At 58.2% G+C, this 24022-nt stretch carries 23 protein-coding genes; 16 read left to right on the forward strand and 7 right to left on the reverse strand.

Translation table 11 applies throughout. The annotated features are described in order from the left end of the window. Position 1 precedes the first annotated feature (1 nt). Positions 2 to 3442: a pyruvate carboxylase gene (gene pyc, locus BN1189_RS10525; RefSeq protein ID WP_040227919.1), complete on the forward strand. Its 3441-nt coding sequence runs from the start codon at positions 2 to 4 to the stop codon at positions 3440 to 3442. A 608-nt stretch (positions 3443 to 4050) separates the two neighbouring features. Here pyc and BN1189_RS10530 read toward each other — a convergent pair. Next, the gene (locus BN1189_RS10530) at positions 4051 to 4977 is read right to left on the reverse strand and encodes a COX15/CtaA family protein (RefSeq protein WP_040227994.1); all 927 of its coding nucleotides are present in this window, start codon (positions 4975 to 4977) and stop codon (positions 4051 to 4053) included. Between the two features lie 318 nt (positions 4978 to 5295). Here BN1189_RS10530 and cyoE point away from each other — a divergent pair, with 318 nt between their 5' ends. The 7 genes from cyoE (at position 5296) to BN1189_RS10565 (ending at position 11815) form a co-directional block, all read left to right on the forward strand. After that, positions 5296 to 6210, forward strand: a complete 915-nt coding sequence (cyoE, locus tag BN1189_RS10535) for a heme o synthase (protein ID WP_040227920.1) — start codon at positions 5296 to 5298, stop codon at positions 6208 to 6210. 94 nt (positions 6211 to 6304) lie between these two features. Continuing rightward, positions 6305 to 7372 (forward strand): cytochrome c oxidase subunit II, encoded by a 1068-nt coding sequence (gene coxB, locus BN1189_RS10540; RefSeq protein WP_040227921.1) that lies wholly within the window; start codon positions 6305 to 6307, stop codon positions 7370 to 7372. Positions 7373 to 7392: 20 nt separating this feature from the next. Then, the gene (ctaD, locus tag BN1189_RS10545) at positions 7393 to 9288 is read left to right on the forward strand and encodes a cytochrome c oxidase subunit I (RefSeq protein ID WP_040227923.1); all 1896 of its coding nucleotides are present in this window, start codon (positions 7393 to 7395) and stop codon (positions 9286 to 9288) included. Then, positions 9288 to 9914 carry a cytochrome (ubi)quinol oxidase subunit III gene (locus BN1189_RS10550; protein ID WP_040227924.1) on the forward strand — a complete coding sequence of 209 codons (627 nt, stop codon included), beginning with the start codon at positions 9288 to 9290 and terminating at the stop codon, positions 9912 to 9914. Before ctaD ends, BN1189_RS10550 begins: the two co-directional genes overlap by 1 nt. Position 9915: 1 nt before the next feature. After that, positions 9916 to 10248 carry a cytochrome c oxidase subunit IVB gene (gene ctaF, locus BN1189_RS10555; protein WP_040227925.1) on the forward strand — a complete coding sequence of 111 codons (333 nt, stop codon included), beginning with the start codon at positions 9916 to 9918 and terminating at the stop codon, positions 10246 to 10248. A gap of 147 nt (positions 10249 to 10395) precedes the next feature. Beyond that, complete coding sequence (ctaG, locus tag BN1189_RS10560) at positions 10396 to 11322, forward strand: cytochrome c oxidase assembly factor CtaG (RefSeq protein WP_179860947.1); 927 nt, start codon at positions 10396 to 10398, stop codon at positions 11320 to 11322. A gap of 31 nt (positions 11323 to 11353) precedes the next feature. After that, positions 11354 to 11815, forward strand: coding sequence for a DUF420 domain-containing protein (locus BN1189_RS10565; RefSeq protein WP_040227926.1), 462 nt, complete (start codon positions 11354 to 11356; stop codon positions 11813 to 11815). Positions 11816 to 11945: 130 nt separating this feature from the next. Here BN1189_RS10565 and ytvI read toward each other — a convergent pair whose 3' ends face one another. Both ytvI and BN1189_RS10575 read right to left on the reverse strand, forming a co-directional pair. After that, positions 11946 to 13004: a sporulation integral membrane protein YtvI gene (gene ytvI, locus BN1189_RS10570; RefSeq protein ID WP_040227928.1), complete on the reverse strand. Its 1059-nt coding sequence runs from the start codon at positions 13002 to 13004 to the stop codon at positions 11946 to 11948. A gap of 136 nt (positions 13005 to 13140) precedes the next feature. Next, positions 13141 to 13506, reverse strand: coding sequence for a YugN family protein (locus tag BN1189_RS10575; RefSeq protein ID WP_040227929.1), 366 nt, complete (start codon positions 13504 to 13506; stop codon positions 13141 to 13143). A 151-nt stretch (positions 13507 to 13657) separates the two neighbouring features. Between BN1189_RS10575 and BN1189_RS10580 the strand changes: the two genes are divergently transcribed. Further along, positions 13658 to 14722: a CAP domain-containing protein gene (locus BN1189_RS10580; protein ID WP_040227930.1), complete on the forward strand. Its 1065-nt coding sequence runs from the start codon at positions 13658 to 13660 to the stop codon at positions 14720 to 14722. 10 nt (positions 14723 to 14732) lie between these two features. On the opposite strand, the gene BN1189_RS10585 is transcribed toward BN1189_RS10580, so the two are convergent. Next, a complete protein-coding gene (locus tag BN1189_RS10585; protein WP_040227932.1) occupies positions 14733 to 15461 on the reverse strand; it encodes an amino acid kinase family protein in 729 nt (242 codons plus the stop codon). 114 nt (positions 15462 to 15575) lie between these two features. Here BN1189_RS10585 and BN1189_RS10590 point away from each other — a divergent pair, with 114 nt between their 5' ends. Both BN1189_RS10590 and BN1189_RS10595 read left to right on the forward strand, forming a co-directional pair. Continuing rightward, a complete protein-coding gene (locus tag BN1189_RS10590; protein WP_069201970.1) occupies positions 15576 to 17096 on the forward strand; it encodes a UDP-N-acetylmuramoyl-L-alanyl-D-glutamate--2,6-diaminopimelate ligase in 1521 nt (506 codons plus the stop codon). Between the two features lie 5 nt (positions 17097 to 17101). Further along, positions 17102 to 17548 carry a YlbF family regulator gene (locus tag BN1189_RS10595; RefSeq protein ID WP_040227997.1) on the forward strand — a complete coding sequence of 149 codons (447 nt, stop codon included), beginning with the start codon at positions 17102 to 17104 and terminating at the stop codon, positions 17546 to 17548. A 156-nt stretch (positions 17549 to 17704) separates the two neighbouring features. On the opposite strand, the gene BN1189_RS10600 is transcribed toward BN1189_RS10595, so the two are convergent. Next, a complete protein-coding gene (locus BN1189_RS10600) occupies positions 17705 to 18619 on the reverse strand; it encodes a glycerophosphodiester phosphodiesterase (RefSeq protein ID WP_040227933.1) in 915 nt (304 codons plus the stop codon). 264 nt (positions 18620 to 18883) lie between these two features. Between BN1189_RS10600 and BN1189_RS10605 the strand changes: the two genes are divergently transcribed. Further along, entirely contained in the window at positions 18884 to 19156 is a 273-nt protein-coding gene (locus BN1189_RS10605) for a YlbG family protein (protein ID WP_040227935.1), read from the forward strand. On the opposite strand, the gene BN1189_RS10610 is transcribed toward BN1189_RS10605, so the two are convergent. Beyond that, a complete protein-coding gene (locus tag BN1189_RS10610; RefSeq protein WP_052455814.1) occupies positions 19138 to 19551 on the reverse strand; it encodes a DUF7147 family protein in 414 nt (137 codons plus the stop codon). The genes BN1189_RS10605 and BN1189_RS10610 overlap by 19 nt on opposite strands. Before the next feature lie 71 nt (positions 19552 to 19622). Between BN1189_RS10610 and rsmD the strand changes: the two genes are divergently transcribed. Together rsmD and coaD are read left to right on the forward strand one after the other, a co-directional pair. Beyond that, positions 19623 to 20195: a 16S rRNA (guanine(966)-N(2))-methyltransferase RsmD gene (gene rsmD / locus BN1189_RS10615; protein ID WP_040227937.1), complete on the forward strand. Its 573-nt coding sequence runs from the start codon at positions 19623 to 19625 to the stop codon at positions 20193 to 20195. Further along, the gene (coaD, locus tag BN1189_RS10620) at positions 20188 to 20694 is read left to right on the forward strand and encodes a pantetheine-phosphate adenylyltransferase (RefSeq protein ID WP_040227938.1); all 507 of its coding nucleotides are present in this window, start codon (positions 20188 to 20190) and stop codon (positions 20692 to 20694) included. Before rsmD ends, coaD begins: the two co-directional genes overlap by 8 nt. A 69-nt stretch (positions 20695 to 20763) precedes the next feature. Here the strand turns inward: coaD and BN1189_RS10625 are convergent, their stop codons facing one another. After that, positions 20764 to 21654 (reverse strand): hypothetical protein, encoded by an 891-nt coding sequence (locus tag BN1189_RS10625; protein ID WP_040227939.1) that lies wholly within the window; start codon positions 21652 to 21654, stop codon positions 20764 to 20766. A gap of 409 nt (positions 21655 to 22063) precedes the next feature. Between BN1189_RS10625 and BN1189_RS10630 the strand changes: the two genes are divergently transcribed. Both BN1189_RS10630 and BN1189_RS10635 read left to right on the forward strand, forming a co-directional pair. After that, a complete protein-coding gene (locus BN1189_RS10630; protein WP_441296272.1) occupies positions 22064 to 22672 on the forward strand; it encodes a PDZ domain-containing protein in 609 nt (202 codons plus the stop codon). A 297-nt stretch (positions 22673 to 22969) separates the two neighbouring features. Continuing rightward, positions 22970 to 24019, forward strand: a complete 1050-nt coding sequence (locus tag BN1189_RS10635) for a SepM family pheromone-processing serine protease (protein ID WP_040227940.1) — start codon at positions 22970 to 22972, stop codon at positions 24017 to 24019. Positions 24020 to 24022 lie beyond the last annotated feature (3 nt).

Here is a 24022-nt window from a genome sequence, read left to right on the forward strand (position 1 = left end):
AATGGGGAATATCCAAAAAATCCTAGTGGCGAACCGCGGAGAGATCGCCATCCGGATCTTCCGGGCGTGCACCGAGCTGAAAATCCGGACGGTCGGCATTTATTCGGCCGAGGATAACGGATCCTTCCACCGCTACAAAGCGGACGAGGCCTATCTCGTTGGGGAAGGAAAGAAGCCGATCGATGCCTATCTGGATATTGAAGGCATCATTTCGATCGCAAAAGACTCCGGGGCCGATGCCATCCATCCGGGATACGGCTTCCTTGCGGAGAACTTGGAGTTTGCAAAACGCTGTGAAGAGGAAGGCATCATATTCATCGGGCCGCGCTCTTCCCATCTGGACATGTTCGGCGATAAAGTGAAGGCTCGCGAACAGGCGATCCTTGCCGGGCTGCCGGTCATTCCGGGAAGCGATGGCCCTGTTTCTTCGCTTCAAGAAGTCGAAACATTCGGCGAAACGAACGGCTATCCGATCATCATCAAGGCGGCGCTCGGAGGCGGCGGCCGGGGGATGCGCGTCGTTCATTCACCCGAAGAAACCGCGGAAGCATTCGAGCGGGCGCAGTCCGAGGCGAAGGCGGCCTTCGGCTCGGCCGAAGTGTATGTCGAGAAATTCCTGAATAAGCCGAAGCATATTGAAGTGCAGATCCTGGCGGATACATACGGCAATGTCGTCCATCTGTATGAGCGGGATTGCTCGATCCAGCGCCGACATCAGAAAGTAGTCGAAATTGCGCCGTCGACGGCGATCGGGGACAAGCTGCGTATGGAGATCTGCGATGCGGCAGTCAAGCTCATGAAAAACGCCGGCTATGTGAATGCCGGCACGGTTGAGTTCCTGGTGGACGGCGATAAGTTCTATTTCATTGAAGTGAATCCGCGCATACAGGTTGAGCATACGATCACGGAAATGGTGACCGGCATCGACATCGTCCACGCACAGATCCATATTGCCGCGGGCAGGGGACTTCACGATCCCGAAACCGGCATCCCCGAACAGCAGGACATCCCGCTGTTCGGCTACGCAATCCAGTCTCGCGTCACGACCGAGGATCCGCTCAACAACTTCATGCCGGATACGGGCAAGCTGATGGTCTACCGTTCCGGAGGCGGTTTCGGTGTACGGCTCGACGCGGGGAACGGGTTCCAGGGGGCGGTCATCACGCCTCACTATGATTCGCTGCTCGTCAAGGTCTCCACTTGGGGCATGACGTTCCGCGAAGCGGCCGCAAAGATGGACCGGAACCTTCAGGAATTCCGGATCCGGGGCATCAAGACGAACATCCCGTTCCTGGAGAACGTCGTCAAGCATCCGGATTTCCTGACCGGCAATTACAATACGGCGTTCATCGACGAAACGCCTGAACTGTTCCTCTTCCCGCCGAGGAAAGACCGGGGAACGAAGCTTCTCAGCTACATCGGGAACGTAACCGTCAACGGATTCCCGGGAATCGGCAAAGAAAAGAAGCCGGTCTTCCACTCGACAAGGAAGCCGTCGGTCGATCTCAGTGTGCCCCCTGCACCGGGCACGAAACAGATTCTCGAAGAGCGCGGTGCGGAAGGGCTGTCGAAATGGATCATGGAGCAGGAGGATGTGCTGCTCACCGATACGACGTTCCGTGATGCGCATCAGTCACTTCTCGCCACCCGGGTGCGAACGCACGACATCCTCGGCATCGCAGACGAGACCGCCCGGCTCATGCCGGATCTGTTCTCGCTTGAAATGTGGGGCGGCGCCACGTTTGACGTCAGCTACCGGTTCCTCGGAGAAAATCCGTGGGACCGCCTGATCAAGCTCCGCGAGCGGATTCCGAATGTGCTGTTCCAGATGCTCTTCCGCGGTTCGAACGCGGTCGGCTATAAAAACTATCCGGACAACGTCATCCGGGAATTCATCAAAAGCTCCGCCGATGCCGGGATCGACGTGTTCCACATCTTCGACAGCCTGAACTGGATCAAGGCGATGGAAGTCGCCATCGACGAGACCCGGGCGACGGGGAAAGTCGCGGAAGCCGCGATCTGCTATGCAGGAGATATTCTGGACGACAACCGGGCGAAGTATACCGTGGCGTACTATAAGGAGATGGCGAAGGCGCTGGAGGATGCAGGAGCCCACATCCTGTCCATCAAGGACATGGCGGGCCTCCTGAAGCCGGAAGCGGCCTACCGGCTCGTCTCCGAGCTGAAGGAAACCGTCTCTCTGCCGATCCATCTCCACACGCATGACACGAGCGGCAACGGGATTTATTTGTATGCCCGGGCGATCGATGCGGGGGTCGACATTGTCGACACGGCGCTCGGCTCGATGGCAGGCCTCACTTCCCAGCCGAGCGCATCGACGCTCATCAACGCGGTGGAAGGCGGAGGCCGGCGCGTGAGGGGCAATGTCGGCGCGATGGAGCAGCTTTCCCACTACTGGGAAGACGTCCGCAGCATGTACGGGCATTTCGAAAGCGGGATGAAAAGTCCGCACAGCGAAATCTACTTCCATGAAATGCCGGGCGGCCAGTACAGCAACCTGCAGCAGCAGGCGAAGGCTGTCGGGCTCGGAGAGCGCTGGGAAGAAGTGAAGGAGATGTACGCGCGGGTCAATCTGATGTTCGGGGATGTCGTGAAGGTGACGCCGTCGTCGAAAGTTGTCGGGGACATGGCCCTCTTCATGGTCCAGAATAACCTCGACGAGCAGTCGGTCATCGAGCGCGGACGGTCGATCGACTTCCCGGATTCGGTCATCGAGTTTTTCAGGGGCGAAATCGGACAGCCTTACGGCGGTTTCCCGGAAGAACTCCAGCAAGTGATTCTGAAAGGACGGACGCCGCTCACCGTCCGACCGGGCGAACTCCTTGAACCGTATGACTTTGAAGCTGCTCGGGAACAGCTGTTCAACCGGCTCGGCCGGCCGGTATCGAGTCACGACCTGCTGGCGCACGCCTTGTATCCGAAAGTATTCGAGGACTATTGCACCCAGCAGGAAAAATTCGGAGACGTCTCCGTGATCGACACGCCGGCCTTCCTTTACGGGCTGCGGCTCGGTGAAGAAGTCGAAGTGGAGATCGAGAAAGGGAAGACGCTCATCGTCAAGCTTGTCTCGATCGGTGAAGTCCAGTCCGACGGGACCCGTATCATTTATTTCGAGCTGAACGGCCAGCCCCGTGAGGTTGTCGTCACCGACGCCTCGGCGGAGGTAGACACGGTCCAGCGCCTTAAAGCAGATAAAGGCAACAGCCGCCAGATCGGCGCCACGATGCCGGGGACTGTTTTGAAAGTGGCGGTCGACCGGGGCAGCCGCGTGAAACGCGGGGAACATCTGCTTATCACGGAAGCGATGAAGATGGAGACGACGGTCCAGGCGCCGTTTGATGGAACGGTCAAGGACATCTTCGTCTCGGCGGGGGATGCCATCTCGACCGGTGACCTCCTGATCGAAATGGATGAGGATTGAGAATCAAAGGAAGCAAAAAGGGAAGCCAGCAGATTTTTTTGCCGGCTTCCCTTTATTCATGCATGTTATCGGGTAGGTTTAGGGTATGGACGGACATCGGATCGTCCGATGTCCATGCCTGTCGCCCCTGTTCAGGCGCCCTCCGCTTTTGTTTCATCTAGCTCCGGGCGCCAGAGGCTCGGGGTCGTAAGTCATGATGCGCCGCGAAGCGGGCTTCGCTTTGCATCCCGCCTTACGCCTGTCGCCTCTGTTCAGGCGCCCTCCGCTTTTGTTTCGTCCAGCTGCGCGGGCTAGCTCCTCGGGGTCATAAGTCGTTCCGCTCCGCGAGGCGGGCCTCGCTCTGCGGACCGTCTTATGCCTGACGGGGCTTTACAGCCCGCTCCGCTTTTGTTTCGTCCAGCTGCGGGCGCCAGAGGCTCGGGGTCGTAAGTCATGATGCGCCGCGAAGCGGGCTTCGCTTTGCATCCCGCCTTACGCCTGTCGCCTCTGTTCAGGCGCCCTCCGCTTTTGTTTCGTCTAGCTGCGCGGGCTAGCCCCTCGGGGTCATAAGTCGTTCCGCTCCGCGAGGCGGGCCTCGCTCTGCGGACCGTCTTATGCCTGTCGGGTCTTTACAGCCCGCTCCGCTTTTGTTTTACCCGGCTGCGTGAGACGAGGAGGAGCATGTAGCAGAGGAGGCCGAAGAGCATGGAGATGATGAGCGAGTGGACGAGGGCCGCGAACAGGTTCAGGCGGGTGAAGACGACGATGGCGCCGGTGGTTGCCTGGCTGAGGACGAGGATGAATGCGATCATCCAGCCCCGGCTGATCACTTTCTGGTCCTTGTAGTTCCGCCATGCGTGGAAGGCGATGTAGCCGATCCAGACGATGATCAGGAAGGCGGCCGTCCGGTGGCCCATCTGGACCCATTCGTTCAGGTTGGTCGGCAGGCCGATGTCGTCATTCCGGCAGAACGGCCAGTCCCGGCAGACGAGACCCGATCCGGTGTGCCGGACGAGCGCGCCCGTATAGACGACCGCATAGGAATAGAGCGTGACCCCGATCGTGTGCCATTTCAGCCGGTTGCCGATCTGAACCTTATCGGCATCGAACTTCCTGTCGACCTCGAATATGAGAAGAGTCAGCAGGAAGACGGCAGCAAAGGAGATGAGGGAAATCCCGAAGTGCAGAGCCAGGATGAAATCTCCCTGGCCCCACTTGACTTGAGCCGCTCCGATGAGCGCCTGCAGAATAAGGAAGAATACTGCCATGAACGACAGGAATTTCGTTTCCCGGATGTGCCCGAGTGCCTTCCAAGCCCAGATGCTGAGGACCACGATGAAGATTCCGACCAGGCCGGTCACGAGCCGGTGCGAGAATTCGATCAGCACTTCGGCGGTGATTTCAGTGGGGATGAGCTGGCCGTTGCATCCGGGCCAGTGCCTGCCGCATCCCAGGCCGCTGTCGGTCTTCGTGACCAGTGCGCCGCCGAGAAGGATGGCGAGCATGCCGATCGTCGAGGCGACGGCGAGCCATTTCAGTTTATTGCTGTAACGCATGATGACACCTTCTTTGTCTGTTCTGACCGCCCCGGAGACGGTCTCCGCTTTTTTGATGATATATGAAACAGAATGCAAATACAACGGCGGGCGGACAGGCGTTGCCGGTGCAACTGTCCTTTTCACAATTTGTTCATAAAAAAGCCCCAATGGCTTCACAAAAGAAATTCTGAAATGCTTTACTATAGATATGTTGTGAATTTATGACGGGCGTTCCGCTTCCGTTCGACAAATTTGGGTTAAGTCTAGAATTGGTCCCGAATTTCCGATATAGTAAAGGATAGCGGGTGTTGCCGGCAGTTTGAAAGGAGGGGTTTCATGACAAACAGTCGCACGGTCACGGCCGATCAGGCGGAGACGGAATCTGCTTCCTTCGTAAAGGATTTTCTGGCACTCATCAAGATCGGCATTGTGAATTCGAACGTCATCACGGTGTTCGCGGGCTTCTTCCTGGCAGTTCAGTTTTCCGGCAGGCACTTTCTGCACGAATTGGACCTGATGTTCTATGCGGTCCTCGGTTCCGGACTGATCGTGGCGGGGGCCGCGGCGATGAACAACCTGATCGACCGCGATATCGATCCGGTCATGACGAGGACCAAGTCCCGGCCGACTGTAACGGGTAGGTTCAAGGCGCCTTCGGTTTTCGCCATGTCCATCACCTTTATGCTGGCGGGCGAGATCCTTCTCTTCTCGGCCTCCGTGAATGCAGGCCTTTGGGGCCTTGCCGGGATTTTTGCCTATGTCGTCCTTTACTCGATGTGGTCGAAGAGGAGACATGCGGCAAACACGGTCGTCGGGGCAATCTCCGGCGCCATCCCGCCGCTGATCGGCTGGGCCGCGGTAGAGCCGTCGCTCGGCACAGGGGCCTGGGCGCTCTTCCTCATCATGTTCATCTGGCAACCGCCTCACTTCTATGCAATCGCCATGAGGAGAACCGAAGAATACAGGGCTGCCGGAATTCCGATGCTCCCTGTCGTAAAAGGCTTCAAACGCACGAAACGCTCGATGCTGGGCTGGGTGCTCGCACTCTTCCCGCTGCCGTTCCTGCTTCCGCAGCTCGGAACGGCCTTCATCATCCTCGCAACCCTGCTGAACCTCGGCTGGCTCTTGATCGCGCTGAAGGGCTTTAAGACAGGGGACGAGATCAAATGGGCGACTCGCATGTTCGTCTATTCCCTGAATTACATGACGATCCTATTCGTCTCGATGATCATCTTCTCGGTCATCGCATGATCCCGGAATTCTTTCTTGCCAAGAATTCATCATAAAAGGGCATCACCGTCCTCATACTTGAAAAACAAATATGAAAGAGAGGTTTGGTTAATCGATGATGAAAGGACTAAAGAAATGGCGCTTCCCAGCTATGCTGGCCGCCCTTGCACTCGTCCTGTCGGGATGCGGTGAAGAATACCTCTCGACTCTGAGGCCGGCGGGTGAAGTCGGGCAGGAGCAGTTCAACCTGCTCATCCTGACCTCTTTAATCATGCTGTTGGTCATCATAGTCGTTGTGGTCATCTACGTGGCGGCGCTCTTTAAATTCCGCCGTTCCAAGCTCGGCGAAGATCACATGCCGGATGACGTTGAAGGCAGCCACAAGCTCGAGTTCATTTGGACAGCCGTCCCGATCCTCCTTCTGCTGATCATTGCAATCCCGACGGTCTATTACACATACAAGCTCGGGGATGTATCGGCAATGGAGAAGACGAACGATGATGGCGATCCGGAACACCTTGTCGTCGATGTGACGGCAAAACTGTACTGGTGGGAATTCGAGTATCCGGAGTACGGCATCGTGACGGCTCAGGAACTCGTCGTACCGACCGGTGAGAAAGTGTTCTTCAACCTGAAAGCCGCAGACGTCAAGCACTCGTTCTGGATTCCGGCAATCGGCGGCAAGATGGACACGAACGTTGACAACCTCAACAAGTTCTACCTCGTGTTCGACAAAGAGTCCAAAGATCTGAAAGACGGCGTCTTCTACGGCAAGTGTGCAGAACTCTGCGGACCGTCCCACGCCCTTATGGACTTCAAGGTCAAAACGCTGAATCGCGATGACTTCGACAACTGGGTCGCATCCATGAAGGATACGGAAAACCAGGTCGCTGACAAAGATTCCGCTGATGCGGGCGAAGCCGCATTTGCACAGAGCTGCATCGGCTGCCACGCGACATCCGCAGTCGGAGCGTCCGGCGCCGCAGGTCCGAACATGGCAACATTCGGCGACCGCAACCGTGTTGCCGGCTACCTGGACCACAGCAAGGAAAACATCGTCAACTGGATCCAAGATCCGCAAAAATACAAGCCGGGCAACCTGATGCCTGCTTTCGACAGCCTCTCGGATGAAGACCTGGATGCGATTGCGGATTATCTGCTCGGACTTAAAGTCGAAGAGTAAGGTAAAGGAGGCTAACAACTGTGACAACTGCTGCGAATACAGTCGCACAAAAGAAAGGGTTCGGCGCAACGCTGTGGGACTGGTTGACGACAGTCGACCATAAGAAGATCGGCATCCTTTACCTGATCGGGGGCGGATTCTTCTTCGTCCTCGGCGGGATCGAGGCTCTCATGATCCGCCTGCAGCTCCTTGTACCGAACAACGACTTCGTAAGTGCAGGTTTCTTTAACGAACTGATCACAATGCACGGGACGACCATGATCTTCCTGGCAGCGATGCCATTGCTGTTCGGCTTCATGAACGCGATCGTTCCCCTGCAGATCGGGGCGCGTGACGTCGCGTTCCCGTTCATCAACTCTCTCGGTTTCTGGATGTTCTTCTTCGGCGGCCTCTTCCTGAACCTCAGCTGGTTCATCGATGCGGCTCCTGATGCCGGCTGGACGTCCTATGCATCCCTGTCCCTCGCTTCGACGGGGCACGGGATCGACTTCTACGCCATCGGCCTTCAGATCGCCGGAGCGGGCACGCTCATGGCGGGGATCAACTTCCTCGTCACGATCATCAACATGCGTGCCCCGGGGATGACTTACATGCGGATGCCGCTCTTCACATGGACGACATTCGTCGCGTCGGCACTCATCCTGTTCGCTTTCCCTCCGCTGACGGTCGGCCTGTTCTTCCTGACATTCGACCGGATGTTCGGCGGTAACTTCTTTGATGTCAACTTTGGCGGTAACACGATCATCTGGGAGCATATCTTCTGGATCTTCGGACACCCTGAGGTATACATCCTCATCCTGCCGTCGTTCGGTATCTTCTCCGAGATTTTCACGATCTTCTCGCGGAAGCGCCTGTTCGGCTACTCGGCGATGGTCTTCGCGACCGTGCTGATCGGGTTCCTCGGCTTCATGGTATGGGCCCACCACATGTTCACAGTCGGTCTCGGGCCGACGGCAAACGCGATCTTCGCGGTAGCGACGATGGCGATCGCCGTTCCGACCGGGGTCAAGATCTTCAACTGGCTCCTGACGATGTGGGGCGGAAGCATCCGCATCACGACTCCGATGCTTTATGCGCTCGGGTTCATCCCGTCGTTCGTCATGGGCGGCGTGACGGGGGTTCAGCAAGGTGCTGCGCCTCTTGACTACCAGCTCCATGACTCTTACTTCATCGTTGCCCACTTCCACTACGTCATCGTCGGCGGGGTTGTCCTGGCCATCCTGGCTGCGACTCACCTGTACTGGCCGAAGATGTTCGGCACGATGCTGAGCGAAACACTCGGCAAGGTGACGTTCTGGTTCTTCTTCGTCGGGTTCCATATGACATTCTTCCTGCAGCACTTCCTCGGACTCATGGGGATGCCGCGCCGTGTCTGGACCTACAACGCCGACCAGGGCTGGGATCTGTTCAACGCGATCAGTACGGTTGGTGCCATCCTGATGGCGATCGGTGTCATCGTGCTCGTCATCAACATCATCATGACGACAGCGAAGAACGAGCGTGTCGGAAACGACCCTTGGGAAGACGGACGTACGCTTGAATGGGCCATCCCGTCTCCGCCGCCGTTCTACAACTTCCCGCAGACACCTCTCGTCCGCGGTCTTGACTCGTACTGGATCGAAAAGCAAGAAGGCAACAAAAAAGGCTGGATTCCGGCTGAACCGCTTGCCGACATCCATATGCCGAATGGTTCGATCATCCCGCTCATCATGTCGTTCGGCCTGTTCGTTGCCGGTTTCGGCGCGATGTTCCGGCTCGAGCACAGCTGGGGGCTTCCGGTCCTCATCGGCGGACTCGTCATCACGTTCCTCGCAATGGCAGCACGTTCGGTCAAAGACGACCTCGGCTTCTATGTGACGAAAGATGAGATCATCCGCACCGAAGATGCCCTCCGAAATGAAAGGGGGAGCAAATAATGGATTTGAACACTAAATTCACTCCTAAGTCGTGGCCGGACCATCCGGAAACGGCCACGATGGAGGCGAAAAACAAATTCGTCGGCTTCTGGCTCTTCCTCGGCGGGGAAACCATTCTCTTCGCCACTTTGTTCGCGACGTACCTGGCGCTCCGGAACTCGGTTCCGAGCGGCAACGAATTCTCGACGCAGACCTTGTTTGAGCTTCCGCTCGTCTTCGTCATGACGATGCTGCTCCTTACGTCGTCCCTGACGAGCGTGTATGCGATGTATCACATGAAGAACTACAATTTCAAGGCCATGCAGCTCTGGCTCGCAATCACCGGCTTCCTCGGCCTCGGCTTCCTCGGCTTCGAAGTGTATGAGTTCACTCATTATATCCACCTCGGCTTCACGTACAACAACAGTGCGTTCAGCTCGGCGTTCTACACGCTCGTCGGGACCCACGGTCTTCACGTGGCGATCGGTCTCGTCTGGCTGTCCCTCCTCATCCTGAGGAACGCACGCCGCGGGCTGAACCTGTACAACGCGACGAAGTATTATACGTTCTCGCTGTACTGGCACTTCATTGACGTCGTCTGGGTCTTCATCTTCACGGTAGTCTACTTGATGGGAGTGGTCGGTTAAGATGGCACACGATATCGAGATCATTGAAAAGACGCCGGCAGAATACAAGTACAAGAAGCGCAATGCAGACCGTGCAATGCGCGGCCAGCTGATGATGTTCGCGCTCATGATCTTCATGACGCTCATCTCGTTCACGGCTGTCCAGGCCGGTTTTTCCGCCCTGTTCGTCCTTCCGGTCATCCTGCTGCTCGCAGCAGTGCAGGTCGGACTGCAGCTGTACTACTTCATGCATATGAAGGAAGAAGGCCACGGCCTCCCGGCAATGTTCATGTATACGGGTGTCCTGATCGCCTTCCTGACCGTCCTTGCTTTCCTGACGATCATCTGGTGGTAAGATCCCACCCCAAAAACGCCATTGCGCCTTCGGGCCATGGCGTTTTTGTATGGACGGAAGCCGAATGTGTCATACTTCGTTCATTGCTATTGGGTTTGGGCTCGCTTTATAATGGGGGAAGACCTACTTTCAAAAGGAGCGATGGCAATGGTGCCGATTAGCATATTTGGCTTTGTGGCTCTGTGGAGTCCGTATTTCTTCACTTTCCTTCTTGCTATGTTCCTGCTCTATTTGCTCATCACCGTTAAATGGAGAGACCGATTTTCCGGCAGTGAACCCCTCAAGCGCCGCGAACTGATCGACTTCTCGATCGGCTTGCTTCTCGTCTATGTGACGAAGGGGTCTCCGGTGGACCTTCTCGGTCATATCCTGTTCACGATGCATATGGTCCAGATGGCCATTCTTCTTCTGGTCGCCGCACCGTTTCTCATCATGGGGATCCCGAACTGGATCTGGCGCAAAGTGTTCGCTGTTCCGGTTCTCGGCGGATTCCTGCATATCATGACGAAGCCGATCATCAGCCTGATCGTTTTCAGCGGGATGTTCTCGGTGTATCATTTGCCCCTCATCCTCGATACGATCAAGCTGAGCATCCCGCTGCACGCAGCGTTCACCATCACGCTGTTCATCTCGGCCCTGTTCCTCTGGTGGCCGATCGTCAACACGCTGGATGTGAAGAGACGGCTCCAGGGACTGTCCAAGATCGGGTACATCATCGCAAGCGCCATCCTGATCACGCCCGCCTGTGCACTCATCATTTTCGTCGACGTCCCGGTTTATGAGACGTATCAGAGCGGGGAGGCATGGCTGCAGTCGATGGCCCTCTGCGTACCGGCAGCCACTCTCGGCACACTCGCGAACGCCGGGCTTTCCGGTCCGGAAGTGTTCTCGAACATGCCGATCCTGTATGATCAGCAGCTTGGCGGCGTCATCATGAAAGTGCTGCAGGAGATCATCTACGGTGTCGTCCTCGGCAGGATCTTCATCAACTGGTTCCGTCACGAGCGTGACAATGCCGACGAGCTTACAAAAAAACAACTGCTGGAGCGGGAACGGCTTTCGATGTATAGCTGATCCCGGCAAGCCTTAGGGGGAAATTCATTCGATGTCCGTTCCAATCTTGCCGACTATTAGCACTTTTTTCATTGTGCTCAGTGCGGTTCTCGTAGCGATCGGCTGGACGCAGATCCGGCGGAGGAAGATCGAATCACATAAAAAGACGATGCTGGCAGCCGGCGTTTCTGCGCTTCTGTTCTTCATCATCTATATTTCCCGGACCGTGTTCATCGGCAACACATCTTTCGGCGGTCCGGACAACCTGAAGATCTTCTACACGGTCTTCCTCATCTTCCATATCTTCCTCGCGACGGTCGGGGCCGTCTTCGGACTCGTCTCGATCTGGACGGGCCTGAAAGATGTTCAGCCCCGGCACCGGAAAATCGGGCCGGTCACGAGCATCATCTGGTTCTTCACCGCCATCACGGGAGTCATGGTGTACCTGCTGCTGTATGTGTTTTACAAGGGCGGGGAGACGGTGTCCGTCTTCCGCGCCATCCTCGGATACTGAACATGAAAAACGACCGCATTCCGCGGTCGTTTTTTCTTGTATGGGCCGGCTTGGCTTTTTGAGAGACACTTCAACGGATCCACAAAAAAACTGCAGACGAGCATGTCTGCAGAGAGGGGATTCCAATCGATCAGATCTTGAACTGGAGCCGGATGATCCCGGCTTCTTTTGCGGCATTGTAAAGGATCACGACGAGCGGGCCGGCGAACAGCCCGAGGAAGCCGAACAGCTTCAGCCCGATGAACATGGCGATGAGCGTGGCCAGCGGAGACAGACCGATCTGAGAGCCCATCACTTTCGGTTCCACTGTCCGCCTCACGATCAGGAGAATGACAGCCAGGATGGCCAGTTTGGTTCCTTCCGCCACGTCCCCGCTTGCAAACTGGTAAATGGACCAGGGGGCCAGGATGATGATGGATCCGAGAATCGGGATGAGGTCGATGATCCAGATGACGAGGGACATGACGATGGCATACTGTGGCTTAATGATCAGAAGTCCGATAAACGAAATGCCGAGGATGATCAGGCTGACGAGCAGCTGGGCTTTGATGAAGCCGAAAATGACCAGATTGATCCGCTCGAGAAGAATCCTCATTTTTTCGCCGGTGGCCTCCGTCATATGCTTGAACAAGGTGAGACGCAGTCCCGGCAGATCGAGCATGAAGAGGAACAGGGCGATCAGGTAGACGATCATGCCCACGAGGAAATTCGGGATGCCCGTCAGCAGGCCCGAAATCGTGTCATAGTTGACGAATGAAAGCAGGGAGTCCCTTAATGACTCGATGAGACGGTTCATCTCATTTTGAATGGCTTCCACCGCTTCGAGCGGCATGCCTTCCGTGTAATTGAACAACTTATCCTGGATATCGATCCAGACACCGGTGGCCGTATTGAACCGCTCCGGGGCGGATTTTGTAAATTCGATCAGCTTGCCGAACAGCTGGGTGACAGAAAAGTAGAATAGCACCGCCAGCAGGGCCATGAACGAGATGAAGACGGAGATGACGGTCGTCTTCCGGCTCCATTTGAACCGGTTCATCGTCAGCTTGACGAGCGGTTCAAGGAAGATTGCCGTGATCAGCGCAAAAAGGAGCGGCAGCGAGATCGGCAGGATAAACACAGCAAAGAGGAGTACTGCGATAACGAGGAACACAATCGTAAGCGTTCGGCGATTCAACCATCTGGACATGCAGCAGTCTCTCCCGTGGATATGATAAGTCCATTATAGCCAACCGCCTGCTGTTTGAATAGGCAGTTCTGTTTTCGAAGACCCGATAAATAGAAAAAAAGCCCCGCTTCCCGTTTCGGGGGCGGAGCTTTTGGCGTTACGCGTTCAGGTCGTATCCTTTGAGGTCTTCCTGAACTTCGAGCAGTGTTTTCGTGCAGCTCTTAACGAGATAGTCGGGGAATACTTCATCTTCTCCGTATTCGACGCCGTGCGGATAGTAATGCTTGCCGAGGACCGGCTTTTTCAGATGCATGACCGCATGGCCGGAGCCGACATCCCCGTCCGGCGTGAATCCGAAGATGCGGAGATAGTAGGTGCCTTCCTTGATGACGATCTTCTTATCGTAGCTGACCCGTTCATAGTCCCACTGCTCAGCGCGCACGAGTCCGTGCCTGTTCATGATTTCGTCCAACAATGTAAGTTCGGCTGTCACGCCTTCGATTCCGGTGTTCTCAAAGTACATGATTCGTTTGCCTCCTTTGGGCCGGTCTGCCCTTATGCCTATACCCTCCTATGATAGAACAACTGCATGGCGGTTGCAATGACAAGATTGTGTCGGCGCAACTCCCGCTGGTATAATGGACCTAAATTCAAAAGGCCAAGGAGTTTTCTGATTGAAATTTGCGTTGCGCGTCATCTTGGTACTGATCCTCGTCACAGGGTTCATCTTGTTCATTTCACGGGACCCGGCTGAGAATGACCCGCTCATCTCGCCGGTCGGCCCGAACACCGCATTGCCGAAGGAAACAGCCGTTCCGCCGGGACATCAGGCGCTCAGCCGGCCGGAAGGGGGACTGTCATCTTTCGTCGGCGAAGCGGCCGACTCCCTGACGGAGAAATACGGACGTCCGGATCGAATCGAGCCGTCATCCTACGGTTTTGAGTGGTGGGTGTACAACGAGCCGGTCGCCGAATATATGATGGCCGGTGTCAAAAACGGAATCATCAACCAGGTTTACGCGGCCGGAGAAGGACGGGATGTCCGCCCGTTCAGCATCGGTCAGCCGCTGGAGGAAATCTACCGGTCCACGATCCTTGAATCCGAAGTGAACGTGGAGATCGGGACGAACCAATATGTGTTCACCCTGAACGGAGATGATATGCAGGAGCGGATGCTCATCGCCTATGATGGACTTTATGGACAGCTATATGCGGATACGGAGTCCGACTCGCTGTTTGCCGTCCGGTTCATTTCCCCGGAGGCCCTCGTTCTCCAGCAGCCGTATGAAATGAGCTACAGCGGGGATCTGCCTGTTCCTCCGGCCATGTCCTCGACCCTTCACCGGGCGGTCGACCGGGCGAATGAGCTGCAGGTGATGGATCTGGCCGATCTGTTCCGCAAACGTGCCGGTCTTCCGGAGCTCGTCCGGGATCCCGACGCTTCTGCCGTTGCGCGGGAGCGGGCGGTCCGGGCAATCAGGGGGGCGGCGCTGAAAAAAGAGCCGGTCACCCTGACCGAAGATCTGGAGCAGGCCCAGGTCCCGTACGGGAAGGCGGGGGAGAACAAAGCGGTGGATTATGTAGATGCCCCGGCCACCCTGCATGGATGGATCAACTCACCGGAACACCGCGAACTGCTTGAACGGCCGGGATTCAACCGGCAGGGAGCCGGCGTGTCGGGCAGCAGCTATTCCCATATATTCATTGAGAGACCCGATCCCGCAGGCGCCTCGAAGTAGGACCGGCGGTTCAGGGGAGGATCCATGTTCCCGGCTCGTAGCCGAGATAATTGCGGATATGAAGCGGCACTTGCGCCCTTGCGGCGTACAGTGCCGCTTTTTTCTGGATCACGGGCCTGTCGGTTGACAGGAGGGGAATCAGCTCCGCATAGGACATGGAATGGATCTTTTTTGCAGCGGGATCGAGCGCAGGGTCAGCACTCATGATGCCGGGGACGTCTTTGAAGAACTCGGCGGCATCCGCATCGAGCGCCTTCGCCAGAACGACCGCAGTCAGGTCGCTCCCGCCTCTGCCGGATGTCCGGATCCGGCCGTCTGCGCCGGTCCCGAGAAATCCCGGAACGACACCGACGTGGAAATCTCCGAGCGAATGGATCAGCCGGTCCCCGTCCGCCCGAAGGCCGGCCGAACCGAACGGGCCCTCTGCAGAGATGCCGGACCGGCTCCCATAGAGCAGCTCGTTGCCGATTCCGGCCGCCGAAAGTTCTGCCGACAAAACTGCAGAGGCGAGCAGTTCCCCGCACGCCGCCGCCAGATCCGCCGGGTGCGGGAAGTCTTCCAGGGTCCCGCTTGCCCCGAGAAGGCTGTCGGTTGAATAGGGATCCCCCGCCCGCCCCATGGCAGAGACGACTGCGATGACCCGGCCGTGTTCCTGGATTCCTTTCAGGATATGACGGATACAGTGCTCCCTTGAAGCCCGATCCCTGACGGCGATCCCGCCGAATTTTTGAATGATCATTGTCCGGTGCCACCTTCTTTCCGCGTGTCAAACGGGTTTCGGTCCACATACGATGAAGTGGACTCCAATTTAATGTATTCGTCCGGAGAGAAAATGTTCGGGAAGGGGCTGTGCATGATTCTGTTGTGCGAGCTGCTTAAAAACTGGCCGTGCACCGCATCGGGCGGGAATATCCGGGCGGAGGTCCGCGGCGTGACGGACCATTCCGCAGAAGTCGTCCCGGGCTCGGTCTTCGTTGTCAGGAAAGGAAGAAGGTCGGACGGAACCGCTCATATTCCCGAGGCGCTCAGAAACGGCGCGGTCGCGGTCGTCACGGACACACCGGATCCGCCTGAGCTGCCGCCGGATGTCGCGGCCGTCTCCGTTCCGGATGCGGCCGACTTCCTCGCTCATGCCTGTTCGGCGTTTTACGGTCACCCTTCCCGCGAGCTGGAAGTCATCGCGGTGACGGGGACGAACGGCAAGACGACGGTCACTCATTTCATCGGACAGATCCTGAAGGCGGCCGGCATCAAAGCGGCCGTGCTCGGCACGCTCGGCCTCTGGGTCGACGGCGAGAAGCAGGATATCGGGCTTCCGGCTCTGACGACGGTTCCGCCGACACATCTTCAAAGGGTGCTCAGGCACTGTGCGGATTCGGGCGTCACCCATATCGCCCTGGAGGCTTCGTCGCTCGGCCTGGAGGGAGGCCGCCTCGGCCACTGCCGGATCACCCGCGGCGTCTTCCTCAATATCGGCAAGGATCATTACGGTGAACACGGCGGGGAGGCCGCCTATCTGCGTGCCAAGGCGCGGCTGGCGGATCTTTCGGACCGGATCATCCTGAACCGCGACGACCCGGCCATCCTGAAGCTCTGCGAAGGGAAGTCGGCAGGCTGGACATTCGGAGGGTCACCGGACGGCGGGAACCATATATGGGTGGAAGACGCCGGATCGGGCAGTTGGGCGGCAGGCTGCGGGGACGAACGGACTCTGCTCCCTGCGCCTGTAGGAGGGAAGCATAATCGGCTGAATGCGGCGGCTTCACTGGCTGCCGCGGTCTCGCTGGGCTTTGGAATCCGCTCGTGCAGAGCCGGGCTGGAAGGATTGAAGCTGCCGGAGGGGAGGATGCAGGAGACCGGGCTGTCCGGAGTCCGGGTCATCGTCGACTATGCCCATACGCCGGATGCGCTGAAGGCGGTGCTCGAATCCCTGGCACTTGAGGCCGGGGGGCGGATCATCACGGTCTTCGGATGCGGCGGCGACCGGGACAAGGAGAAACGCCCGGAAATGGGCGAGATCGCCGCATTTTATTCTTCTTCCGTATGGGTGACGTCCGACAACCCGAGGAATGAAGATCCGCTGCAGATCATCTCGGATATACTCGGAGGGATCGGCGGGGAAGGTCCGAACCACCGGGCGGAACCGGACCGGGAACTGGCGATCCGAAGAGCCATTGCGGAGGCGGCGCACGGGGATATCGTACTCATCGCGGGGAAAGGACATGAATCCGGCCAGACGACCGCAGGGGTGACCCGCCCGTTCTCCGATTTTGAAGTCGCCCGCCGGCATCTTGAGGACATCCACTCAAATTCCGGTTCAGACACTGTGCAATCCACTGACGGAATCTGGTATGATGGAGGGGAAATGGAGTGATGCCGATGATGATGACCGACGAATGGCTCCGCGTCATCGATGAATCAGAACTGCTCAGCCGGATGATCGTCTCTTCCGAACAGGCGGAGGCGTACCGGCTTGCCCACCATACAGTCTATACCGATCCGCAGCTTATAGAACAGATCAGGGAATTCACCTTGATGAAAGAACGGTATGAAGAAGTCCAGCGGTTCGGCCGCTATCATCCCGATTATTCCACCGTCATGAAACAGGTCCGGATCATGAAGCGCCAGCTGGATCTGGATGACAAGGTCGCCGCGCTGAAAATTGCGGAGAACGATCTCCAGGATCTGCTTGATGAAGTCAGCCTGCTTATCGGGAAGACGGTGTCGGAATCCGTGAAAGTCCCGGTCAGCAATCCGTTCTTTTCCCAGGACTCTTCCTGTTCCGGCGGATGCGGTTCCGGCGGAGGATGCTCTTGCAGCGCCTGACCCGCCCGACAGTTGCTTCCCTCCGCTCCATGCCGGGGCGGTGAAAATAGAAAAAGGCCAGCCGGCTTGTTTCAGCCGGCTGGCCTTTTATGTTCTGGCAGAGGAATCGGATGAGCGGACACCGGCCGGGCTCGGGGGCGCACCGGTTCCGCCGGCTCACTCTCCGGGCGCATCCAACGCGGCGGCTTCCAGGGCGATGTCCGGATGGTCGGAGATGATGCCCATCGCACCGGCCAGGAGCAGCCGGTCCATCTGTTCCCGCTCATTGATGGTCCAGTAATGGACCGGGATGTTCCGCTTGGCGAGGAAGCGGATGAACGGGGCGAGGTCCAGCGGGAATACCCCGGATCTGACGGGGATCTGGAACACATCCGCCTCCGGCTGGTACAAGTGACCGAAGCCGCTTGCAAACGCGAGATAAGCGCGGCGGACTTCCTGTTCGCCGGCGCCGAGAGCGACCTGGTTGCGTGCATAAAGGTTGAACCGGTCGATCTGGCTATCGAAGAAGCTCGTGACGATCACCCGGTTGTGGGCATCCGCTTCTTCGATCACCCGCCAGAGTTTGGAGGGGATGATTCCGCCCTCGTACGTATCAGGCGCGTCCTTCATGTCGATATTGATGAGCATATGGGGGAATTCCTCGAGCAGCTCTTTCAGCGTGACGGCACCCCCGCTCTTGCCTCGGTAAGGGAACGTGCCGTCGCCCGGGGAGAAATGATAGGCAAAATCCGCCTGCTTCAATTCCGCGAGCGTGTAATCCCCCGGCCTGCCCCGGAGGTCGGTCGTCCGGTCGAGTGAATCATCGTGGAAAACGATGATCTCTTCGTCTTTCGTCAGGTGGATATCGATTTCAAAGCCATGGACGCCGAGCTCCGCCGCATGTCTGAAAGCGGTCATCGTGCTTTCGGGAGCCAGGCCGGCCCCGCCCCGGTGGGCGAGAACGATCGGCCGGTCATAGTCGAGCGCGGGGAGCGGATCCCGTCCCTGCGGCTTTGAAAGCATCCGGGAACCGGCCCATGCGGCGGCACCGGCGGCTGCGACGGTCAGGGCGACTTTCTTTTTCTTTTCCATGGTGGCCTCCCTTGGTTGGTAGTAAGCACACTCTTGTGGTTCATCGTGTGTTCGTGGGTTCAAGATCCGTGGAAGGGAACGTTCCGGGAGCCGGGTCTTCCGGAGGGCGGATGCCGCCGCCTTGTGAAATGTCCCATGCTTCCCGGACGGAGGTTGCTCCGGTGACAAGAATTATAAAGCAAACGGGCTCCGGTGTCAGCAAGAGCCGGTTGCCCGTTTTTTCCGGCGTATGGTATTCTTTATGATAGGAAATGAGGGATCCCTATGATTGATCGGCGTGGCATCATCGTCTATCTCACTCATCTGAAGCAGGCAAAGTCGCTCAGGAAATACGGGCACATCCAATATATTTCAAAGAGGATGAAGTATGCCGTCCTGTACTGCAACATGGAAGATGCGGACCGGACGGCCGCCAAGCTCGAGCGGCTGCCTTACGTCAAGTCGGTGTCTCTGTCGATGAAGCCGTTCATCAAGACGGAATACGAGAACGCCAAGCCCGACAAGGCGAAGGAATACGATTACAAAGGCGGCATCTGACGGCGTGGCCGGATCATCAGTTCGGGCGCCGGCAGAAGCCGGTTCGTTCTGAAGACGCCGGTCAGGTGGCGGTAATATTGATCAAGTCCTCCGAAGTCGGCGGACGGGCGGACCTGGACGGTCACCGGTGAAACACCCGCATCCGACAGGGCATCCAGGAACAGGCGGTGCCGGGCGCCGCCTTCCCGGATCCCTTCCCGGCAGATGTAGATCGGCATGAAGTGGCCGCCTCCCGCCGGGGAGAACGCCGCGGCCAGCGACAGGGCAGAAGCCGGGTTGCCGGCCTCGAGGACCAGGGCCCGGTGTAGCCGTGCCCGGTTCGTCCGGATCAGCTCACAGAGCTCGAACACATCGCCGTATCCTTCGCCGAGCTCGATGAATCGTTGAGTATCCATAAATGCAACCCCTTTCTTCAGCTCATCCTACCATAATGGCGGGACGGCTGGACAGGGGAAGGAGTGAAGTCATGAGAGTCATTTCCGGCGAACGGAAAGGCACCCAGCTGAAGTCGGTGACGGGAACGGGAACGAGGCCGACATCCGATAAAGTGAAGGAATCGCTATTCAATATGATCGGCCCTTATTTCACCGGGGGGGTCGTACTCGATCTGTTCGGCGGCAGCGGCGGCCTGGCGATCGAGGCGCTCAGCCGGGGGATGGACAGGGCGGTCATCGTGGAGAAGGACGGCCGGGCGCTTTCGGCGATCCGGGACAATCTGGAGAAATGCCGGTTCACCGGACGGGCGGAGCTGTTCCGGTCTGATGCGGCACGCGCCGTGCAGGCGACGATCCGAAAAGGCGGGGCGTTCGATCTCGTCTTCCTGGATCCGCCGTATGCGCGCGATACATACTACGGCCTGGCGGGGGAGCTGGCGGAAGCCGGCCTGATCCGAGCCGGGGGCCGGATCGTCTGCGAGCATGACCGGACGGTCGAACTGCCGGAGTCGTACGGCGGATTCCGGAAAGAGAAAGAACATGTGTATGGAGGGACCGTCATCACAATCTACGGCGGGAACGAAGAGGGGGAAAACAATGGGTAAGCTAGGGGTTGTGCCGGGAAGCTTCGATCCGGTTACATACGGACATCTGGACATCATCAAGCGGGCATCGCGTGTTTTCGAGGAAATCCGTGTGGTCGTTCTCAATAATTCATCCAAACAGCCGCTTTTCACGGTCGAGGAACGGATGGAGCTGATCCGGCAGGTGTCAAGGGATCTGCCGAACGTAAAGGTCGAGTCGTTTTCCGGCCTTCTCGTCGACTACGCCAAGTCGGTCGGAGCTTCCGCGATCGTCCGCGGCCTCCGTGCGGTCTCCGACTTCGAGTATGAGATGCAGATCACCTCGATGAACCGGGTGCTGGAGGAAGAGATCGAGACGTTCTTCATCATGACCAAAAACCAGTATTCATTCCTCAGCTCCAGTATCGTGAAGGAAGTGGCGAAATACGGAGCAGATACGACCGAGCTTGTCCCGGCTGAAGTGGGGATCGCGCTCCGGAGGAAATTCGCAATCGAAGAGGCGGCGTCCGCCGAAGAATGAGCGCGCCTCCGAAGCTGTCCGAAAGTCCGGCAGATAGACTGTCCGGCCTTCCGGGCAGTTTTTCTATTCTTAATTCAGGAAAAGAACGAAGATGAGCGGCACGGAGGCCATGTGGAAAAGACGGGCGGCCACATACGGGCGAAGCGGTATGCCGGCACCCCTCGCGATGACCGCCACCTGCAGATGGATGCTGAATCCGTTCATCGACAGGACGAGCGCGGTGATGATGCTGTGGAGCGGCGTGCCGCCGAACAGGTCGGCGGCCATGCGAAGGCCGGCCGTCATCTCAAACAGCGGAAAAACGGCCATGCCGGCAGTGGCGGCCCCGATGCCGGTCATGGAAGAGATGAGTTCCGAAGCGACCGTCCCGACGGCGGAAAAGAAGATGACCGTCGTGGCGACGAGCACGATCGTCTGGGAACTCTCCTTCAGGCTCGCCGTGAGCGGGGACGGCCTGCGCCCGCCCGCATCACGGACCGGTGCCGGTGCGGCCGGCCTGGAGCGGAAGTAAAGGGTGCCGACGGCGAGCAGGACCAGATTGACGCCGTGGATGACGGTCATGAGCTTCCAGCCTGCCGCAGAGTTGCCGAACAGCTCATGACCGACGAATCCGACGAGCAGCATGGAACTCGGCGCGTGGCAGACGGCCGTCAGGAAGCCGCCTTCCGTGCGCGACAGCCGGCCGTCTTTCACAAGGTGGGCGACAGACGCCGCGCCGACGGGGAATCCGCCGAACGCGCCGAGCACGTACGTCTTCCAGTAAGTGCCCGTCCGGCTCTTCGGTTCGCGTCCGGGGAGCCGGAGCAGCCACTGGGTGAGGATCAGATAAGGCAGCAGATAAGGCAGGAGGGCCTCGGCGAACAGTTCGATGCCGAATTCCGCCCCTTCCCGTGCAACTGCCGGCCGGAGCAGGAACAGGAGGATCATGCTCCAGATCATGGCGGTGTTCAGCTTTGGCATCAGATCAAATCGGCTCCCTTATTTTGTATGGATCGTTTTCCGGTGATACACTTATGATGTATATGCCGGCCGCAAGGGGGCTATTTTGGGAGGGACCTGGATGAAAAAAGGAAAGGCGGCCGCACCGCTGCTGCTCGTGCTGATTTTGGCGATAGTGGCGCTCTTGCCGATGGATTCATATATTTCAAAGCCCGGAGGCGCATACGATCTGACTCCGCTCGTCGAAGTGCAGGGCGGGGATGAGGACGACCGGGGAACGATGAGCCTCATGACGATCGCCCTCTCCAAAGCGACGCCCCTTACTTATGTCATGGCGAATTTCATGGACAGCCGGAAAGTGATGAAGGCCGGCCAGGTCAGGCAGGACGGGGAGACGGAGCGGGAGTATGACATCCGGCAGAAAAAGCTGATGGAGGATTCGCAGTTCAACGCCATCTACGTCGCCTACACGAAAGCCCGGAAAACGGCCGATGTCGCCTTTGAGGGTGTCCTCGTCATGAGGGTGCTGGAAGGGGGCGCCGCCTCGGGCATCCTCGAACCCGGAGACATCATCACGGACATCAACGGCGATGCATTCGGCTCGTCCGAGGAATTTGCGGACGCCCTGGCCGCATTGCCGGAAGAAGGCGCTGCGAGGCTCGGCATCCGCCGCGAAGACAAGCGGGAAGAAGTGACGGCAAGCCTCGCGCCGATCCCGGGAGCGGAGGACCGCCGGGGGCTCGGCATCACATTTGCCGAGGAGCGTTCAATCCGAACGGAGCCCGAAGTGGAGATCCATACCGAAGACATCGGCGGACCGTCGGCCGGCCTGATGTTCACGCTGGAGATCATGGACCGCCTCCTGGACGAGGACCTGACGANGAATCCGACGAGCAGCATGGAACTCGGCGCGTGGCAGACGGCCGTCAGGAAGCCGCCTTCCGTGCGCGACAGCCGGCCGTCTTTCACAAGGTGGGCGACAGACGCCGCGCCGACGGGGAATCCGCCGAACGCGCCGAGCACGTACGTCTTCCAGTAAGTGCCCGTCCGGCTCTTCGGTTCGCGTCCGGGGAGCCGGAGCAGCCACTGGGTGAGGATCAGATAAGGCAGCAGATAAGGCAGGAGGGCCTCGGCGAACAGTTCGATGCCGAATTCCGCCCCTTCCCGTGCAACTGCCGGCCGGAGCAGGAACAGGAGGATCATGCTCCAGATCATGGCGGTGTTCAGCTTTGGCATCAGATCAAATCGGCTCCCTTATTTTGTATGGATCGTTTTCCGGTGATACACTTATGATGTATATGCCGGCCGCAAGGGGGCTATTTTGGGAGGGACCTGGATGAAAAAAGGAAAGGCGGCCGCACCGCTGCTGCTCGTGCTGATTTTGGCGATAGTGGCGCTCTTGCCGATGGATTCATATATTTCAAAGCCCGGAGGCGCATACGATCTGACTCCGCTCGTCGAAGTGCAGGGCGGGGATGAGGACGACCGGGGAACGATGAGCCTCATGACGATCGCCCTCTCCAAAGCGACGCCCCTTACTTATGTCATGGCGAATTTCATGGACAGCCGGAAAGTGATGAAGGCCGGCCAGGTCAGGCAGGACGGGGAGACGGAGCGGGAGTATGACATCCGGCAGAAAAAGCTGATGGAGGATTCGCAGTTCAACGCCATCTACGTCGCCTACACGAAAGCCCGGAAAACGGCCGATGTCGCCTTTGAGGGTGTCCTCGTCATGAGGGTGCTGGAAGGGGGCGCCGCCTCGGGCATCCTCGAACCCGGAGACATCATCACGGACATCAACGGCGATGCATTCGGCTCGTCCGAGGAATTTGCGGACGCCCTGGCCGCATTGCCGGAAGAAGGCGCTGCGAGGCTCGGCATCCGCCGCGAAGACAAGCGGGAAGAAGTGACGGCAAGCCTCGCGCCGATCCCGGGAGCGGAGGACCGCCGGGGGCTCGGCATCACATTTGCCGAGGAGCGTTCAATCCGAACGGAGCCCGAAGTGGAGATCCATACCGAAGACATCGGCGGACCGTCGGCCGGCCTGATGTTCACGCTGGAGATCATGGACCGCCTCCTGGACGAGGACCTGACGAGGGGATACAAGGTCGGCGGGACGGGCGAGATGAATGAAGACGGAACGGTCGGCCGGATCGGCGGAATCGACTTCAAGATCATGGCGGCGGACCGGGACGGCATCGAGATTTTCTTCGCACCCGACGATGAAATCACGGATGAGATGAGGAAATACAACCCGGGAATCCGGACAAACTACGAGGAAGCCGCAGAAACGGCAGAAAAAATCGGCACGGACATGATCGTCGTGCCGGTGAAGACCGTGGATGATGCGCTGGAATATTTGAGGAGCACAAAAGAGAAGTCCTGAGCG

This window comes from Bhargavaea cecembensis (assembly GCF_000826125.2).
In the GTDB taxonomy this organism is placed as follows: Bacteria; Bacillota; Bacilli; order Bacillales_A; family Planococcaceae; genus Bhargavaea; species Bhargavaea cecembensis_B.

Excerpts from the sequence above, each read along its gene's own strand:
- pyc (WP_040227919.1), top strand. The coding sequence starts at position 2 with ATGGGGAATATCCAAAAAATCCTAGTGGCGAACCGCGGAGAGATCGCC.
- BN1189_RS10530 (WP_040227994.1), bottom strand. The coding sequence starts at position 4,977 with ATGCGTTACAGCAATAAACTGAAATGGCTCGCCGTCGCCTCGACGATC.
- cyoE (WP_040227920.1), top strand. The coding sequence starts at position 5,296 with ATGACAAACAGTCGCACGGTCACGGCCGATCAGGCGGAGACGGAATCT.
- coxB (WP_040227921.1), top strand. The coding sequence starts at position 6,305 with ATGATGAAAGGACTAAAGAAATGGCGCTTCCCAGCTATGCTGGCCGCC.
- BN1189_RS10550 (WP_040227924.1), top strand. The coding sequence starts at position 9,288 with ATGGATTTGAACACTAAATTCACTCCTAAGTCGTGGCCGGACCATCCG.
- ctaF (WP_040227925.1), top strand. The coding sequence starts at position 9,916 with ATGGCACACGATATCGAGATCATTGAAAAGACGCCGGCAGAATACAAG.
- ctaG (WP_179860947.1), top strand. The coding sequence starts at position 10,396 with ATGGTGCCGATTAGCATATTTGGCTTTGTGGCTCTGTGGAGTCCGTAT.
- BN1189_RS10565 (WP_040227926.1), top strand. The coding sequence starts at position 11,354 with ATGTCCGTTCCAATCTTGCCGACTATTAGCACTTTTTTCATTGTGCTC.
- ytvI (WP_040227928.1), bottom strand. The coding sequence starts at position 13,004 with ATGTCCAGATGGTTGAATCGCCGAACGCTTACGATTGTGTTCCTCGTT.
- BN1189_RS10575 (WP_040227929.1), bottom strand. The coding sequence starts at position 13,506 with ATGTACTTTGAGAACACCGGAATCGAAGGCGTGACAGCCGAACTTACA.
- BN1189_RS10585 (WP_040227932.1), bottom strand. The coding sequence starts at position 15,461 with ATGATCATTCAAAAATTCGGCGGGATCGCCGTCAGGGATCGGGCTTCA.
- BN1189_RS10590 (WP_069201970.1), top strand. The coding sequence starts at position 15,576 with ATGATTCTGTTGTGCGAGCTGCTTAAAAACTGGCCGTGCACCGCATCG.
- BN1189_RS10595 (WP_040227997.1), top strand. The coding sequence starts at position 17,102 with ATGATGATGACCGACGAATGGCTCCGCGTCATCGATGAATCAGAACTG.
- BN1189_RS10600 (WP_040227933.1), bottom strand. The coding sequence starts at position 18,619 with ATGGAAAAGAAAAAGAAAGTCGCCCTGACCGTCGCAGCCGCCGGTGCC.
- BN1189_RS10605 (WP_040227935.1), top strand. The coding sequence starts at position 18,884 with ATGATTGATCGGCGTGGCATCATCGTCTATCTCACTCATCTGAAGCAG.
- BN1189_RS10610 (WP_052455814.1), bottom strand. The coding sequence starts at position 19,551 with ATGGATACTCAACGATTCATCGAGCTCGGCGAAGGATACGGCGATGTG.
- rsmD (WP_040227937.1), top strand. The coding sequence starts at position 19,623 with ATGAGAGTCATTTCCGGCGAACGGAAAGGCACCCAGCTGAAGTCGGTG.
- coaD (WP_040227938.1), top strand. The coding sequence starts at position 20,188 with ATGGGTAAGCTAGGGGTTGTGCCGGGAAGCTTCGATCCGGTTACATAC.
- BN1189_RS10625 (WP_040227939.1), bottom strand. The coding sequence starts at position 21,654 with ATGCCAAAGCTGAACACCGCCATGATCTGGAGCATGATCCTCCTGTTC.
- BN1189_RS10635 (WP_040227940.1), top strand. The coding sequence starts at position 22,970 with ATGAAAAAAGGAAAGGCGGCCGCACCGCTGCTGCTCGTGCTGATTTTG.